The sequence below is a fragment of the Arthrobacter sp. FW306-1B-G06A genome (assembly GCF_058781765.1).
Genome location: NZ_JBYSXB010000047.1, coordinates 1 through 13,454, shown reverse-complemented (window position 1 = coordinate 13,454; position 13,454 = coordinate 1). Strand labels below are relative to the sequence as shown.

Sequence of the window (13,454 nt, the reverse complement as noted above, 5' to 3'; positions counted from 1 at the left end):
GCGGTCTGGGTGGTTTGGCAGTTCTCCAGCTTAGGCACGCGGGACTTTCAGCCGGGGAAAGACGCCGAAGGTTACGGCTTCTTCCGGATAAGGGCCAGGAACATCGCATCGGTTTGGTGCACGTGCGGCCACAGTTGGGCGGTCAACCCGTGCCCGGCGCCCAGGTTGCCGCTCAGGCTGACGGCATCCAGGGCCGCGCCGGAGTCGATCTGCTCCAGGTCGTCCCGCTTGCGCAGGACATCGCTGACGACGGCGGTGGTTTCGGCCGGGTGCGGGGAGCACGTCACGTACGCCACCACTCCGCCCGGCTTGACGGCGTCGATGGCCGAGTTAAGCAGTTCACGCTGCAACGGACCGAGATCGGCAAGGTCCTTGGGCGTCCGGCGCCACCGTGATTCGGGGCGGCGGCGCAGCGCGCCAAGGCCGCTGCAGGGAACGTCGACCAGCACGCGGTCGAAAGTCTCCGGTTGTTCCTTGCCGACGTCGCGCCCGTCGCCTACCCGTACGGTCCAGGCGTCCGCCGGGACCGCCGACAGGGCTTGGCTGACCAGCTTTGCCCGGTGTTCCGCGGGCTCGTTCGCGAGGAGGGTCGCACCTTCCTGGTGGGCGAGGGCCGCCAGCAGCGCTGCCTTGCCACCGGGACCGGCGCACAGGTCCAGCCACTTCTCGCCGTCCTTGGCGGACTGTCCGAGGTCCACACCAGCGACGGCGCGGGCTACCAGTTGGGATCCGACGTCCTGGACGCGCGTGGTGCCTTCGCGGATGGAGGACATGCGCCCGAGGTCGCCGCCGCTGGACAGCGCCGAATCGATGACGAGTTCGCCGGGGGTGGCCCCGCTCTCCAGGGCTTCATCAAGATTGCCGATGCCGGGCAGCGCCACGAGGTTCACCACCGGCGCCGCATTGTCGGCTTCGAGAAGTTCGGTGATTTCGCTCGCGGGACGTCCATGCATGACGAGGGACTGGCGCAGCGCCCTGACAATCCATTCCGGGTGCGCATGGCGTACGGAGGCGATCCTGGTTTCGTCGGTCTCGTTCTCCAGCAGGTGGTCGAGCCACTCCGGCAGCGTCTTGGCGGTGACTTTCCGAAGCACGGCGTTGATGAGCGACGACGGGCCGGCCCCGATGACCGCGCGGGCCAACCCGACCGTCTGGTCGAGTGCGGCGTGGGCAGGAACGCGCATGGCGAGCAATTGGTGGGCGCCAAGCCGCAACGCGTCAAGGACTGCCGGATCGAGTTGGGCGAGCGGCCGGTCGACACACTCGGCCAGGACGGCGTCGTACATCCCCTGGCCGCGCAGTGCCCCGTAGCTCAGCTCGGTGGCGAATCCGGCGTCGCGCTTGTCGAGGTGGTGGTGGCGGATCCGTGAGGGCAGCACGAGGTTCGCATACGCGTCTTCCGAAGCGACTGCGCGCAAGACTTCGAACGCCACCAATCGTGCTGGATCCGCGCGCCGGGTCCGCTGCGACGGTGCGTTGGTTGAGAAACCGCGCTGCGGGCCCCTATTGCGTTCGCGGCCTTGGGCGTTGCGGATGCTCTCGCCCCGGGGACCGCGGTTGCCGTGGCCCCCGCCGTCCCGATTCCCGCTGTTGTTAGGGCCGCGCCGGCCGGACTCATTCATTCGAATTCCACGCTTTCTGGTGTTGCCAAACCACGGGCCCAATCGGCCGACGGCATCATCTTCTTGCCCGCAGGCTGGATCCGCCCGAGCTGCACTGCATGGGATCCGGTCCCGACCAGGACGTTCTTACCGTCAACCCGGACCTGGCCGGGCGCAAGCTCCCGGATGTCCGGGCGCAATCCGACGGGCTCCAGCTTGACGCGCTGTCCGTCGAGTGTGGTCCAGGCTCCAGGTTCGGGCGTGACGCCTCGGGACCGGCGGTTGATGGCGAGGGCCGGTTGCGTCCAGTCGAGGCGGCCGTCGTCGAGCGTCAGTTTTGGCGCCAGCGAGACATCGCCTTGCTGGGGCTGGGGCGCCGCTTTGCCGGACTCGACGGCGGACAGCGTCTGGCTGAGCAGGACCGCCCCGCTGCGCGAGAGCCGCTCCAGCAAGTCGCCGGCCGTGTCTTCGGGGCGCACGGTTTCCGTCAACGTCCCGAAGACCGGTCCGGTGTCGAGTCCTTCTTCCAGGAGGAACGTGGCGGCTCCGGTGATGTCGTCACCGGCGATGACTGAGCGTTGGACCGGCGCCGCGCCGCGCCAGGCAGGGAGGAGGGAGAAGTGGAGGTTGATCCAGCCGTGGCGTGGTACTCCGAGCGCGGCTTTGGGGACGAGGCCCCCGTAGGCGACGATCGCGGCGACGTCCGGCTCATACGAAGCGATCCGCTCGGTGGTCCCGGCGTCCACTTTCGAGGCGTGGATGATGTCGATGCCGAGTTCAGCCGCACGTGCCGCCACGGGAGACGGCGTCAGGATCCGCTTGCGGCCGGTCGGGGCATCCGGCCTGGTCAGCACGGCGACGATCTCGAATCCGGCCTCGATCAGCGCGTCAAGGGAAGGGACGGCGACAGCCGGGGTGCCGGCGAAGAGCACCTTCATTCGGCGGCCCCGAAGCTGCCGAAGCTCGAGCCCACGGTGTTGGCCCTCTTGGCCGTGGTCCGTTCAGTCACGGAGTGGTAGTTCGCCGCGCGGATGGCGCGGAGAGCGGTTTTCCGGTCCTCACCCTCCAGGCGGTCCGTGAACAGGATCCCGTCCAGGTGGTCGGTCTCGTGCTGGAAGCAGCGCGCGAGCATGCCCTCCGCCTCCACGGACACGGGATTGCCGTTGAAGTCCACACCGGTTGCACGGGTGGTCCTGCGGCGACGAACCGGGAACGCGAGTCCGGGAATGGAGAGGCAGCCCTCTACCTCGTCGGGTTGGAAGTCATCGCTGTTCTCAAGCACGGGGTTGATGATGTGGCCTTCCACCCCGCCGATCCGGTAGGTGAAGACCCTCTGGCTGACACCGATCTGCGGTGCGGCGAGCCCTGCACCGTCCACGTCCTCCATGGTCTCGGTCATGTCCGCCACCAGTTTGGCGAGCTCAGGCCCGAATTCCGTGACTGGATCAGCAACCGTGCGGAGCACGGGGTCGCCGATGATACGGATACTCAAAATGGCCATGTGCTGTCTTTCCTCACGATCGGCGAAGCTTCGGTCCCGGCAAAAGGGGCCTAGGCCAGTTTAGTTGAGCCTGCGGGCGCTGCAGCGGCAGGGTACGACGGCGGAGCTACCGGGAGCAGCGCCGTTCCCGCCGCGGCCACATCGGCAGACATCTCCCACACCCGCTTCAAGGCGCAGAACTTCCACCAGTGGTGCTTGAGAACGTCCGGATTGGCCCGCTGGGGACGCACTTCGGTCTCGCCGATAGCCACCGCAAGCAGGACCGGGTTCTCACCGTATTTCCACGGTTCCCACTCCCCGGCCACCGGATCCACGAGGCTTTCCTCGGCCTTCATGCCCGCAACCAGTTGCATCACTACCTTGTCGTCGAGCGGTTTCACTGTTCCGTCACGGGTTGTGCCCTTGGTCTTGTAGTCGATCAGGCAGACCCTGCCGTTGATTTTGGCGACGAGGTCCAAGGTTCCGGCGTAACCAACGCTTGAGTTCCAGACAGTAATCTCGGGTGCGATGGGCTCCACCCGGTACAGCTCCCACCATTCATCGAAGCGGGCCGCGAAGGCTTCCTCGCCGTTCGAAGCGAGCTCTTCACGCGTTTCCTTGACGCGGTGCGGGCGTCCGAGGGCGCGGAGGGCCACTTGCTCGCAGTAGTTGTGCACGCGGTCGCCGCGGCGCGCGGCGTCGTCCCGGTACACCTCCGCGGCCTTGGCTGCCTTGTTGACGGCCTGCCGCATCTTGGCAGGACTGGAAAGATGTTGCGGGAGTTCCGGGTCCTTCGCCAAGCTGCTGGCGCCCATGTAGCCGAACCAGCCGTCCAGGGAATGGGCCTGCTGGCCGATCACCGTGGTGATGGAAGGGACCGAGAAGGTCTCGGACGTGGACCGGGCATACATCCGGCCGTATTCGGTGGCATGGGCAAGCAGTGGATCTGTCATAAGAAAACTCTTTCACACACCGCCGACAAGAAAACGCGGAGCCTTGGTGGCCGTCGACGGGACTTCCCCGTCCCGTAATTCACAAGGCCCCACGCATGGCGCGCAAGGTTCCTTGACTCACGGTGCCATAATTGGTCACGTCCTCGGCTACTGGAGCGCATCTTGGTCCTCGATATAACAACACTGCGAGTCGCCCTAGGCGTGGTCGCCCTGACCCTGCTCCTCTTGTTCTACGCATCCTTCAGGCGCACGCGGTCGTCCTACAACGGGTGGTGGTGCATCGCACTCCTCTTCTTCCTCGCAGGCAACCTTGCGTTCCTTCTCAACGGGACGCCGTATCAAGTCTGGGCGAATCCCTCGGGAAACGTCCTCCTGGTGGGCGGAGCGTTCAGCGTGTGGACCGGCGCCCGGTCCCTCAGGATGTTACCGCCGCCTCGGTGGCAATTTGCCGCGGCCTGTGGCGTCACGGCCATCGCCTCCGTTTTGGAAAGCCCCGGTCACAACACGTGGTCCGGGGGCCTGGTCTATCTGGGATTCATGACTGTGGGAATCGCGTTGGCGTCCCGCGATCTGTGGCTACTTGATTCCAGCTACTCCCATGTGCACAAGTCGATGGCCTTGGCCGCGGGATTCCTGGCGGCCTACTATTTCTGCCGCCTGTCCGTGTATCTCGTCGAAGGTCCAAGCGGACCGAACTTCCGCCTGTATTTTGGCCCCTCCATGGCCAGCCTGGTCACGCTGATACTCCTGGTTGCCGTCTCGTTCAGCATGACCGCCCTCAGCAACGATCAGTTGATCAACCGGCTCAGCGAACGCGCTGCCCGCGACAACCTGACCGGGCTCCTCAACCGTGGCACGTTCATGGAGCTGGCCACCAAGGAGCTCGAGCGCCTGCACACCACAAACTCGGTCGCCTCATTGATCCTGGCCGATCTGGACCACTTCAAGGCGATCAATGACGAGTACGGTCATGCCGCCGGGGACACCGCACTGCAGGCGTTCGCGGCTGCGTGCACCGAGTCGGTACGATCCACGGACCTGGTCGGACGCTACGGGGGCGAAGAGTTCATCCTGCTTTTGCCGGGAGCCAGCCAGGAAAGGGCTGAAAGCATCGCGGCCGACATCAATCGCTCTTTGGCGGCAGCCAAGAGCCTCGACGACATCCACGTCCCAACGGTGAGTTACGGGGTCACGTCAACCGAGTTCGACGCCGTCGACCTCACCGCGATGATTGCGGCCGCCGATGCGGCCCTCTACGAAGCCAAGTCACTCGGAAGGAACCGGGTGGTCCGGGCGTCACCCCTTGCGTGATTGGGCGACGGATCCACGAGCAACGACAAGAGGTCCTGTGCGAAACATGAACCATGTTTCGCACAGGACCTCTTCTTGGTGGGCGATACTGGGTTCGAACCAGTGACGCCTAGGTGCTGGCGATACTGTTCAATATCAGTGAAAAGCGGTCCTGAGCTGCGAATATGAAAAACAGTAGCGCCTGTCATACATGAACACGAGCGGACACTGATTTACACTGTTATTGCACGTATGTTGCACGAATGGAGAATCATGGCCCCCTCAAGGCGAGGCTTCGGAGCGATCCGCAAGCTCCCTTCCAAGCGTTACCAGGCTCATTATGTGGGGCCGGACACCGTGAAGCATCTGGCGCCACACACGTTCGACACCAAGGAAGACGCTGAGGCGTGGCTTTCCGACCGTCGCCGGGAGATCAGCAACGGGACATGGGGAACCGCGCAGGCCGTGAAGAGGAAGAACGGAACGTTCGGAGCCTTCGCTGAAAAGTGGATCACGGAGCGGGAGCTTAAACCACGCACCCGCGCACACTACCGGTCGATGCTTGACGCCAAGATCCTGCCGACCTTCACGGAGATCAAGCTGACGGCCATTACGGCACCGCTGGTCCGCGAGTGGCACTCTGGCCTAGGTTCGGCTCATCCAACGTCCAGGGCGCACGCTTACGGCCTCCTGAGGACCATCCTTGCCACCGCGGTCGAGGATGAACTGATCCCGGCCAACCCTTGCCACATCCGCGGCGCCGGCACATCCAAACGAGTTCACAAGATCAAGCCGGCCAGCTTGACGGAGATCACGGCGTTGGTCCAGGCCATGCCAGCGAAGTACAAGGCGATGACGCTTGTGGCTGCATGGTGCGGTCTACGGTTCGGTGAGCTCGTGGAGCTGCGCCGTGACGATGTGGATGTGAAGAACGGCGTGCTCCACGTCCGTCGTGGCGTCGTCAGGGCAGATGGCGAAGTCATCGTGGGCAAACCAAAGTCCGATGCCGGTATACGTGACGTTGCCGTACCGCCGCACCTGATGGAAATGCTCAAGGCCCACATCGCCGAGTACGCGCAACCGGGCCGCAAGGGCCTATTGTTTCCGACTGTCACCGGCGGGCACCTATCCCCCAGCACGCTCTACAAGAGCTTCTACAAGGCCCGGAAGGTTGCGGGTCGGGAAGATCTGCGCTGGCACGACCTGCGCCACACAGGGGCCGTCCTGGCTGCATCGACGGGGGCGACACTGGCCGAGCTCATGGCTCGACTTGGACACTCCACATCACAGGCCGCACTGCGGTACCAGCACGCGGCCGCCGGGCGGGACGCGGAGATTGCTGTGAAGCTTTCCGAGATGGCGGGTGGACAATAGCCCATCCCCATGGGATAGAGGCAGCATGCGCCGCATGCTGCCCCGGGTTGACAGGCCCGGACTGGCACGCTAGGTTTCTTAGTGTGTGAGAGGTGGATCTGAGAAGACCACTTGTTGAAAACGCACATCTCGCCGAGCGGACACCCGTTCGGCTTTTTTGTGCCCAAAATCAGGGCGCACTCCAGCCGGTAAGCCGGCACCTCCACCCAACCAAAAACTAAGGCCGTAATCGGTCATGCCTTCTTGGCGTGAACCCATTGCGGCCTTTCGCATTTAAAGGAACCCCTTGACCAATCCTAAATTTGCCAGCCTTGCCATCGCAGCCGACATCGCTGGCGTCTCCGTCAGATCCATCCGGCGATACATCGCGGCCGGGCGCATCACCGGGTACCGCGTCGGCCCCCGAATGATTCGGGTCAATATCGCCGAGCTCCAAGATCTCCTGGCCCCGATCCCCACCGGTGCCGCCGACTCCCGGAAGGCCTAACCGTGGCCCGACAGCAAGACACACCGAGCCACCAACGCCGGGCACGCAGCACACCCGCCAAGGCAAACCAGCGCCACTCCCCCGACATTCATCCTTCACGAGGAGGCCGCGCAGCATGAGCGCAAAGCAAAGGCGTCCCGGTCTGCAAACCGGAACGCCCTCAAAGCTTGATTCCACAACCATGATACCGCACCACTTCGAAGCCGGTTCTTCGGCGGTGGCCCTGTGATCATCTCTCAAGTCATCCGCATCGACCTGGACAACTACCGTTCTGGTCGCCTCTACGACGCTGGTCAGTTAGATCGCCACGCCGACGAGAAGCTAAGCCTTGCCCGTCCGGGGGATGTCATCCGTCTTCAAGTCCGTGACTTGGCTCCCGCGCCCGTTCCCGAGTCGCTTAGTTGGGCTCGTCCGGACTTGTGCTTCATGGTCGAGGCCGACAGTATCGCGAACGGTCTTGCCTGGGAGGCTGCCCTCGAGGAGGCCGAGGCGATCAACCATGGCTGACAAACGCATCTGGGCAAAAGTAGACCACAACTACTTTTCCACCCCGAAGAATGGCGTTGTAATCGCGAACGCGCCTTGGGCAGGTGTCTGATGGCGCGTATTCGAACCATCAAGCCCGAGTTCTGGACTGACGGAAACATCGTCAAGCTGTCGCCGCTGGCGAGGCTTTTCTTCGTTGGAATGTGGAACTTCACGCTCTGTGATCACGGCCATGTGGCTGACGACGTCTTCCGCCTCAAGCTGCAAATACTCCCAACCGACGACGTAGACCCCGATGACCTCCTCGGGGAAATCATGGCGGCCGGGCGCGTGCAGCGGATTTTGGACGGAGACGGCCGGGCTTACCTCCACATCAAGCGGTTCTCAGACCACCAGAAGATCGACCCTCGGTGGAAAACACGCTGCCCCGCGTGCGCTCAGGTTGACTCACTCGTCCCCGCCGAAACTCAGGTGAGTTTGAGCGAGCCGCGGCGAGACTCGACCGAACTCACCTTAGGAAGGGATGGGATGGGAAGGGAGATAAAGACTTCATCAAAGCCTGCGGCTTCGACGGCCGAATTCGAGGCCTTCTGGTCCAGGTTCCCTCGCAGGGTAGGCAAGGCGGCGGCCCAAAAGGCGCTCGTCAAGGCGCTGAAATCCACCGACATCGAAACGATCATGTCGGGTGTTGAAGCTCTCCGGGTGGAAGTCGCTGGCAAAGATCCGAAGTTCACCCCGCACCCGACCACCTGGCTGAACGAGGGGCGCTGGGACGACGAGCCCCAAGGACAGTTGCAGATTCCCGTCAGCAGCCCTTGGGATCCCAGCTTCCACCGGACGCAGGTGGGCGCATGAGCGACAACATGCCCCCGCAGGACATGACAGCGGAGCAATCCACGCTAGGCGCCATGCTGCTGTCCCGGGAGGCCATCGCGGATATCTCGGAGATAGTCAACGGCCCGGACTTCTATAGACCCGCGCACGAAACGATCTACCGGAGCATCATGACGCTGCACGGCCGAAACGAGCCCGTGGATGTCGTCACCGTCTCTGACGCCCTCTCACGGGACGGGGAAGTCGAGAGGGTAGGCGGTATCGCTTACCTACACGACATCGCCCAGGGATGCCCTACGCCGTCTTCGGGAGGGTACTACGCGGGGATCGTCGCCAAGTTGGCCACACGTAGAAGGCTCGCCGCAGCGGGGCAGAAGATCCACGACCTGGCCACCCAGCCGGGCGATGAGCACGAGCTGGTGGAATTGGCCCGCAAGGAAGTTGATCAGACAACGAAGACCAGCACGTCAACGACGGTCCAGTCCTTCGGGGAAACCATCGATGCCATGCTCGGGCAGCTCGATGAGAAACCAAACTACATCCCCACCCCGTGGGCCGCGCTGAATAACATCATCGGCGGCCTACGTCCAGGCGGTTTGTACGTGGTAGGAGCGAGGCCTTCTGTCGGCAAGTCCGTCATTGCCCTGCAACTCGCCAAGGCGCTCACGGCCAAGGGCTCTGTAGCATTCTCGTCACTGGAAATGTCGGAGACGGACGTACAGATGCGGGCAGTCTCCGCGGACCTGCGTATCGACCTGCGGCGGCTCATAGAGCGGGACTTGACGCCAGGCGACTGGGAGAAGATCAGGACCAGACGCGCATCCTGGCAAAACGTGCCCCTGTTCGTGGACGACAACTCGGGCGTGACGATAACGGACATCAAGCGGTTTGCCCGCTCGGTACACCGACGCCAGCCCCTCGCCGGGCTTGTCGTGGACTACCTGCAGCTCATGTCTCAGCCTGCCGGCGACAAACGCCCACGGCACGAATTCGTCGCGGATATGTCCCGGCAACTGAAAATCCTGGCGATGGACATGAAGATCCCGGTCGTGGCGCTCTCGCAACTCAACCGCGGATCCACGCAACGGGATGACCAGATGCCGAAGATTTCCGACCTCCGCGAATCCGGAGCGGTGGAGCAAGACGCGGATGTAGTGATCCTGCTCCACCGGGAAATCATGGGCGAAAAACGGGGCGACCTCGCCATGCTCGTGGCAAAGAACCGCAACGGCTCCACCAACGTCGCACAGCTCGACTTCTGGGGCCACTACTCAATGGCGCTCGACAAGGGCATCCCACCAACATCGAGGTCCGCCGCATGAACGAGACGAACGAACATATCCGACCTATGGAAGCTCCGAAAGAAGTCCGACCCTTGAAAGCAAAGTGTTCAGCCCACCGTTCAAACGGTGAACCATGCCAGCGCTCGCCGATTGCCGGAGGCGCAGTTTGCGCGACACATGGTGGATCGGCCGGCCATGTGAAGGCCGCAGCAGCCCGCAGGCTCGAGGTAGCGGCCGTGGAAGCCGACGTCCGTGCGGTGATTGCGTCCGAGGGTTTGGAGGGCGTTACAGAGCCTCTGGAGGCCTTGGCTATGTTGGCCACGGAATCACTCGCGATGAAGTCAGCGCTGGCGGCGAGGGTGAATGCGTTGTCGGACATCACGACGACATCCAAGCTCGGAGTTGAATCCCTAAAGGTCGAAGTCGGACTGTATGAGCGTGCGCTTGAGAGGACCGCCAAGTTCCTTGATCTCCTGGCCAAGTCTGGCTTCGAGGAACGTCGTTTGCGTATTAGCGAGCAGACGGCGGGGATGTTCGTCACTGTCATGAAGAACGTCCTGAACCGCCTGGACCTGACCCCGGCGCAGCAGGTACTCGTTGGCACCGTCGTCCCGGAAGAACTTCGAGCGCTTGATGCCTGAGCCTCGGAATGCCCCTGAGCCGCTCACGATGAGCCTTACCGCACCGAGTGTCACCTCCGCCGTAGAAGCCCGGGAGGGACGGTGCCAAGGCTCAGCCGTAGCGGCCTACGTGTGGCCAAGCGACTGCGACCGCTGCCTCCCCGTTATTCGCCTTGTTTCAGAGGCATACTTCCTGACCATCTCCGAAGCCGCGCACGAGCGTGGCTGCCCCAATCACCCCAGCAATTACACCCGATCACTTTCTAAGGAATCCGCTTGGTAACCCCAGCAAATTACAAACTGACGAGGCTGCACCAGATCATGGCCGACATCGACTGGCTCACGACATCCGTTGAGAAGCGCGACGTATTGCCCACCCCCGACGAAATCCGGGCACTATTCAGCTACGCCGCAAGGATGAAGGTTGTAGCCAAGGGCGCCGGCCTCGAATTCGAGGAGGACCAGTGAGCTTCACCTTCCCGTCGATGGTCACTTGGGACCCTAACGGTAAACAGAACGTCAAGAATGTGTCGTTCCAGGTTTACGCGGTCACGGACACGAGCTTCTCGACGCCGCTGCCGATCACGGACACGTTCAGCAACCCCTTGCCGGGCAACATTCTGAACTCGGGCACGCAAGGCGTTTTCCCACAGTTCATGCAGGCCACCAACTCCACCGTTGTGATAACGGACGCCACGCACGTTTACGCATGGACGATCAACTGTATCCAGCAAGACGCCGCCACCGCCGCGTTCATCAACACGAGCGGCACCGCCACGAAGACGGCGCTTGATGGCGCGTATGCCCCCGTCTCGGGATCCGCCAATTACACATCCCCTCAGCAAGCAGCCGGTCTCTCCGCTGCTCTTTCAATCGTCTTCGGAGGCTAAAATGTCAGGTCAGAACATCATTGGCGCAGCGTCCATAAGCCCGCAGGTGCTTGTCTCCCAGCAGCTTGGCACATCTGAAGCCGCCGTCTACACCTGTGCGGCAGCAACGTCAGTGAAGGTAGCTCAGGCAAGTCTCTGCAACACCACGGCCTCAGCGGTCACCGTCTACTTGTCGATCGTCAAAACTGGCGGAACCCTGGGAGATGGCACCCACCGGATCATCAGCGGATACTCACTCGCCGGGAATGACACCCTGCCATTGAAGGACTACATCAGCGGGTCCATGCTCGGGCCGGGAGACATCATTGCTGCCTACGCTGGGACCGCGACGGCCGTGGACCTCGTGATCACCGGCACGGTGCACGCATGAGCCGGTCCCTGAAGCAGCGGGCAACACTGCAGTCCGCCGCAGACCTAGCGGCAGTGAACGCCGAGAGCGCCAAACACTTCATCACATCGCTAAGGCCTGTGGCATCCCGCACGTCCTTCGCGCCGGCCACACTCTCCGCCGCGGGCGCCGTTGCGCAGATCGGCCGTTCCAACGGCACGGACACATCCGGCAATTACCGGTTCCTTCACGCCGCGCTTGTCGGTTTCCATGCCCCGCGCCTTGTCTACACCAACTCGATCAACAACAACGGCTCCGAAGCGGACGGCGCCAACTCCATCACCGTCCGGGCAAGCGTCGAATACCCGACAGGAACTTTCTTCCCTGTCTACTTCGGCGGGAAGCGTGACGTGGTGATCGAACCCGGCGCGACCGTCACAAGCGACCCCGTTAGCTTCAGTGCTGGCCCGTCCATCCTGGCGAACTTCTACACCCGCACCTATGTCTCCGTGGCATCCGCAGGGATGACATGGCCGCTCGGGCAGACCGCTGCGACCAACGAGGGCGGCGAACATGGCACATCCATCACAGACAAGACAACCTCGGGAACCATAGCGGCCACGTACGAACGGCTCTACGGGCCGGCGGCAATTCTCGGCATTCCCGAGCAGGTCAAGCCGTTCGTGGCCATCGTCGGGGACTCAATCGCCGCAGGCTACAACGACACCTACGACAACTCCTTCCTAGTCCAAGCCCTCGTGGCACTTGGAATCCCCTTCATCAACCTTGCGGCGGGATCGGAAGTCCCGTCCAAGTGGGCGGCAAATAGCGGCCGCTACCATAGGGCGGCACTGTTGCAGTACTGCACCCACGCTATCTTCGAGGACGGCATCAATGGCCTCGGCACGACGTGGGCGAACATCCAGACCAACCAGCAGGCCGCGTGGGACTACCTGAATGCACAAGGCTTGAAGGTCATCCAGACGACGATCACGCCGCAGACCACGTCAACGGACACCTGGAAGTCAACGACGAACCAAACGAAGAACGCCAACGAGGCACTGCGCCTCCAGTTGAACGCGCTGATCCGCACCAAGCCCGCCCCGCTTACGGGGATCTTGGAAGTCGCAGACGTTGCCGAGACTGCGCGGGACAGCGGCTACTGGAACTTTGACGCATCCACCGCCAGCAAGTGGACCAGTGACGGCACGCACCCGTCGCCCTATGCTCACTCCCAGATCTCGGCAGGTATACAGTCCCAGCTATCCGCGCTGCTCAGCCTCTGAGCGAGACCTTGACATGAACGGCCCGCCAATCCATCAGTTCCGACTACGATTCCAGCCATTGCATCTGGGGCATTTCAATTGGACGCCTTGAATTTGGGAGGCGTCCTCCAGCCCCTTGGCCAATGTGAGGCCGCAGTTACTGCACAGATAGTCAACAGATCCGTCGCCGGTGACTAAGGGGCCGGGTTGGGCATCCTTCGGCATCATCAAAGACGCCCTGCCCGGCATCTCTGCTTCGGCCTGATCAACAGGTAGGAGTTCAATCTTCATTGCGGTAGCGCCTTCCCCAGGGAGTAACCGTCAGCCCAACACCGGACCCACAGGGCGAATGTACCAGTAGCAGCCCCGAAAGATCGGCTATGGCCTCTGCCTAATAAGCGGGAGGCTGTTGCTTGCTAGTCTTTCGCTGTGGATGAAGCGACTAGAACTCAGGCTGAAAAACAGCGAGCCCTGACCTGGATCAACTGGGACTGCCCCGGCTTTTGTTGACTCGGGGTCTTAGGCCGCTGTGAGCGCGGTCCGGTTGATTGTTTCATATTCGA

The 13,454-nt window shown here is 62.7% G+C and carries 17 protein-coding genes; 11 read left to right on the top strand and 6 right to left on the bottom strand.

The genetic code is table 11. The annotated features are described in order from the left end of the window. Positions 1-71: 71 nt before the first annotated feature. The 4 genes from AC3WJM_RS19890 to AC3WJM_RS19875 are packed head-to-tail and all read right to left on the bottom strand — an operon-like array spanning position 72 to position 4,034. A complete protein-coding gene (locus tag AC3WJM_RS19890; protein ID WP_306962457.1) occupies positions 72-1,622 on the bottom strand; it encodes an RsmB/NOP family class I SAM-dependent RNA methyltransferase in 1,551 nt (516 codons plus the stop codon). Continuing rightward, positions 1,619-2,539: a methionyl-tRNA formyltransferase gene (fmt, locus tag AC3WJM_RS19885; protein WP_492272772.1), complete on the bottom strand. Its 921-nt coding sequence runs from the start codon at positions 2,537-2,539 to the stop codon at positions 1,619-1,621. Before fmt ends, AC3WJM_RS19890 begins: the two co-directional genes overlap by 4 nt. Continuing rightward, positions 2,536-3,102 (bottom strand): peptide deformylase, encoded by a 567-nt coding sequence (gene def / locus AC3WJM_RS19880; RefSeq protein WP_492272771.1) that lies wholly within the window; start codon positions 3,100-3,102, stop codon positions 2,536-2,538. Before def ends, fmt begins: the two co-directional genes overlap by 4 nt. A 50-nt stretch (positions 3,103-3,152) precedes the next feature. Further along, the gene (locus AC3WJM_RS19875; RefSeq protein ID WP_284990693.1) at positions 3,153-4,034 is read right to left on the bottom strand and encodes a cytochrome; all 882 of its coding nucleotides are present in this window, start codon (positions 4,032-4,034) and stop codon (positions 3,153-3,155) included. A 162-nt stretch (positions 4,035-4,196) separates the two neighbouring features. On the opposite strand from AC3WJM_RS19875, the gene AC3WJM_RS19870 reads away from it, so the two are divergent. The 4 genes from AC3WJM_RS19870 to AC3WJM_RS19855 all read left to right on the top strand — a co-directional run bounded on the left by AC3WJM_RS19870 (position 4,197) and on the right by AC3WJM_RS19855 (position 7,692). Beyond that, a complete protein-coding gene (locus tag AC3WJM_RS19870; RefSeq protein WP_307054254.1) occupies positions 4,197-5,345 on the top strand; it encodes a GGDEF domain-containing protein in 1,149 nt (382 codons plus the stop codon). 252 nt (positions 5,346-5,597) lie between these two features. Next, on the top strand, positions 5,598-6,698 hold the full coding sequence (locus AC3WJM_RS19865) for a tyrosine-type recombinase/integrase (RefSeq protein ID WP_492272770.1): 1,101 nt from the start codon (positions 5,598-5,600) through the stop codon (positions 6,696-6,698). Between the two features lie 286 nt (positions 6,699-6,984). Further along, positions 6,985-7,185, top strand: coding sequence for a helix-turn-helix domain-containing protein (locus tag AC3WJM_RS19860; protein ID WP_492272769.1), 201 nt, complete (start codon positions 6,985-6,987; stop codon positions 7,183-7,185). A 225-nt stretch (positions 7,186-7,410) separates the two neighbouring features. After that, positions 7,411-7,692: a hypothetical protein gene (locus AC3WJM_RS19855; RefSeq protein WP_492272768.1), complete on the top strand. Its 282-nt coding sequence runs from the start codon at positions 7,411-7,413 to the stop codon at positions 7,690-7,692. A gap of 30 nt (positions 7,693-7,722) precedes the next feature. On the opposite strand, the gene AC3WJM_RS19850 is transcribed toward AC3WJM_RS19855, so the two are convergent. Then, a complete protein-coding gene (locus AC3WJM_RS19850; protein ID WP_492272767.1) occupies positions 7,723-8,043 on the bottom strand; it encodes a hypothetical protein in 321 nt (106 codons plus the stop codon). A gap of 156 nt (positions 8,044-8,199) precedes the next feature. Here AC3WJM_RS19850 and AC3WJM_RS19845 point away from each other — a divergent pair, with 156 nt between their 5' ends. The 7 genes from AC3WJM_RS19845 (at position 8,200) to AC3WJM_RS19815 (ending at position 12,912) form a co-directional block, all read left to right on the top strand. Continuing rightward, positions 8,200-8,526 carry an LvrA C-terminal domain-related protein gene (locus AC3WJM_RS19845; protein ID WP_492272766.1) on the top strand — a complete coding sequence of 109 codons (327 nt, stop codon included), beginning with the start codon at positions 8,200-8,202 and terminating at the stop codon, positions 8,524-8,526. Next, the gene (locus tag AC3WJM_RS19840) at positions 8,523-9,827 is read left to right on the top strand and encodes a replicative DNA helicase (protein ID WP_492272765.1); all 1,305 of its coding nucleotides are present in this window, start codon (positions 8,523-8,525) and stop codon (positions 9,825-9,827) included. The genes AC3WJM_RS19845 and AC3WJM_RS19840 overlap by 4 nt, the downstream gene beginning before the upstream one ends. A gap of 158 nt (positions 9,828-9,985) precedes the next feature. Further along, a complete protein-coding gene (locus AC3WJM_RS19835) occupies positions 9,986-10,429 on the top strand; it encodes a hypothetical protein (RefSeq protein WP_492272764.1) in 444 nt (147 codons plus the stop codon). A 255-nt stretch (positions 10,430-10,684) separates the two neighbouring features. Further along, positions 10,685-10,876 carry a hypothetical protein gene (locus AC3WJM_RS19830; protein ID WP_492272763.1) on the top strand — a complete coding sequence of 64 codons (192 nt, stop codon included), beginning with the start codon at positions 10,685-10,687 and terminating at the stop codon, positions 10,874-10,876. Continuing rightward, positions 10,873-11,298: a hypothetical protein gene (locus AC3WJM_RS19825; RefSeq protein WP_492272762.1), complete on the top strand. Its 426-nt coding sequence runs from the start codon at positions 10,873-10,875 to the stop codon at positions 11,296-11,298. The genes AC3WJM_RS19830 and AC3WJM_RS19825 overlap by 4 nt, the downstream gene beginning before the upstream one ends. A 1-nt stretch (position 11,299) precedes the next feature. Continuing rightward, the gene (locus AC3WJM_RS19820; protein ID WP_492272761.1) at positions 11,300-11,668 is read left to right on the top strand and encodes a hypothetical protein; all 369 of its coding nucleotides are present in this window, start codon (positions 11,300-11,302) and stop codon (positions 11,666-11,668) included. Further along, positions 11,665-12,912, top strand: coding sequence for an SGNH/GDSL hydrolase family protein (locus tag AC3WJM_RS19815; protein ID WP_492272760.1), 1,248 nt, complete (start codon positions 11,665-11,667; stop codon positions 12,910-12,912). The genes AC3WJM_RS19820 and AC3WJM_RS19815 overlap by 4 nt, the downstream gene beginning before the upstream one ends. 33 nt (positions 12,913-12,945) lie before the next feature. On the opposite strand, the gene AC3WJM_RS19810 is transcribed toward AC3WJM_RS19815, so the two are convergent. After that, positions 12,946-13,182, bottom strand: coding sequence for a hypothetical protein (locus AC3WJM_RS19810; RefSeq protein WP_492272759.1), 237 nt, complete (start codon positions 13,180-13,182; stop codon positions 12,946-12,948). Between the last annotated feature and the right edge of the window lie 272 nt (positions 13,183-13,454).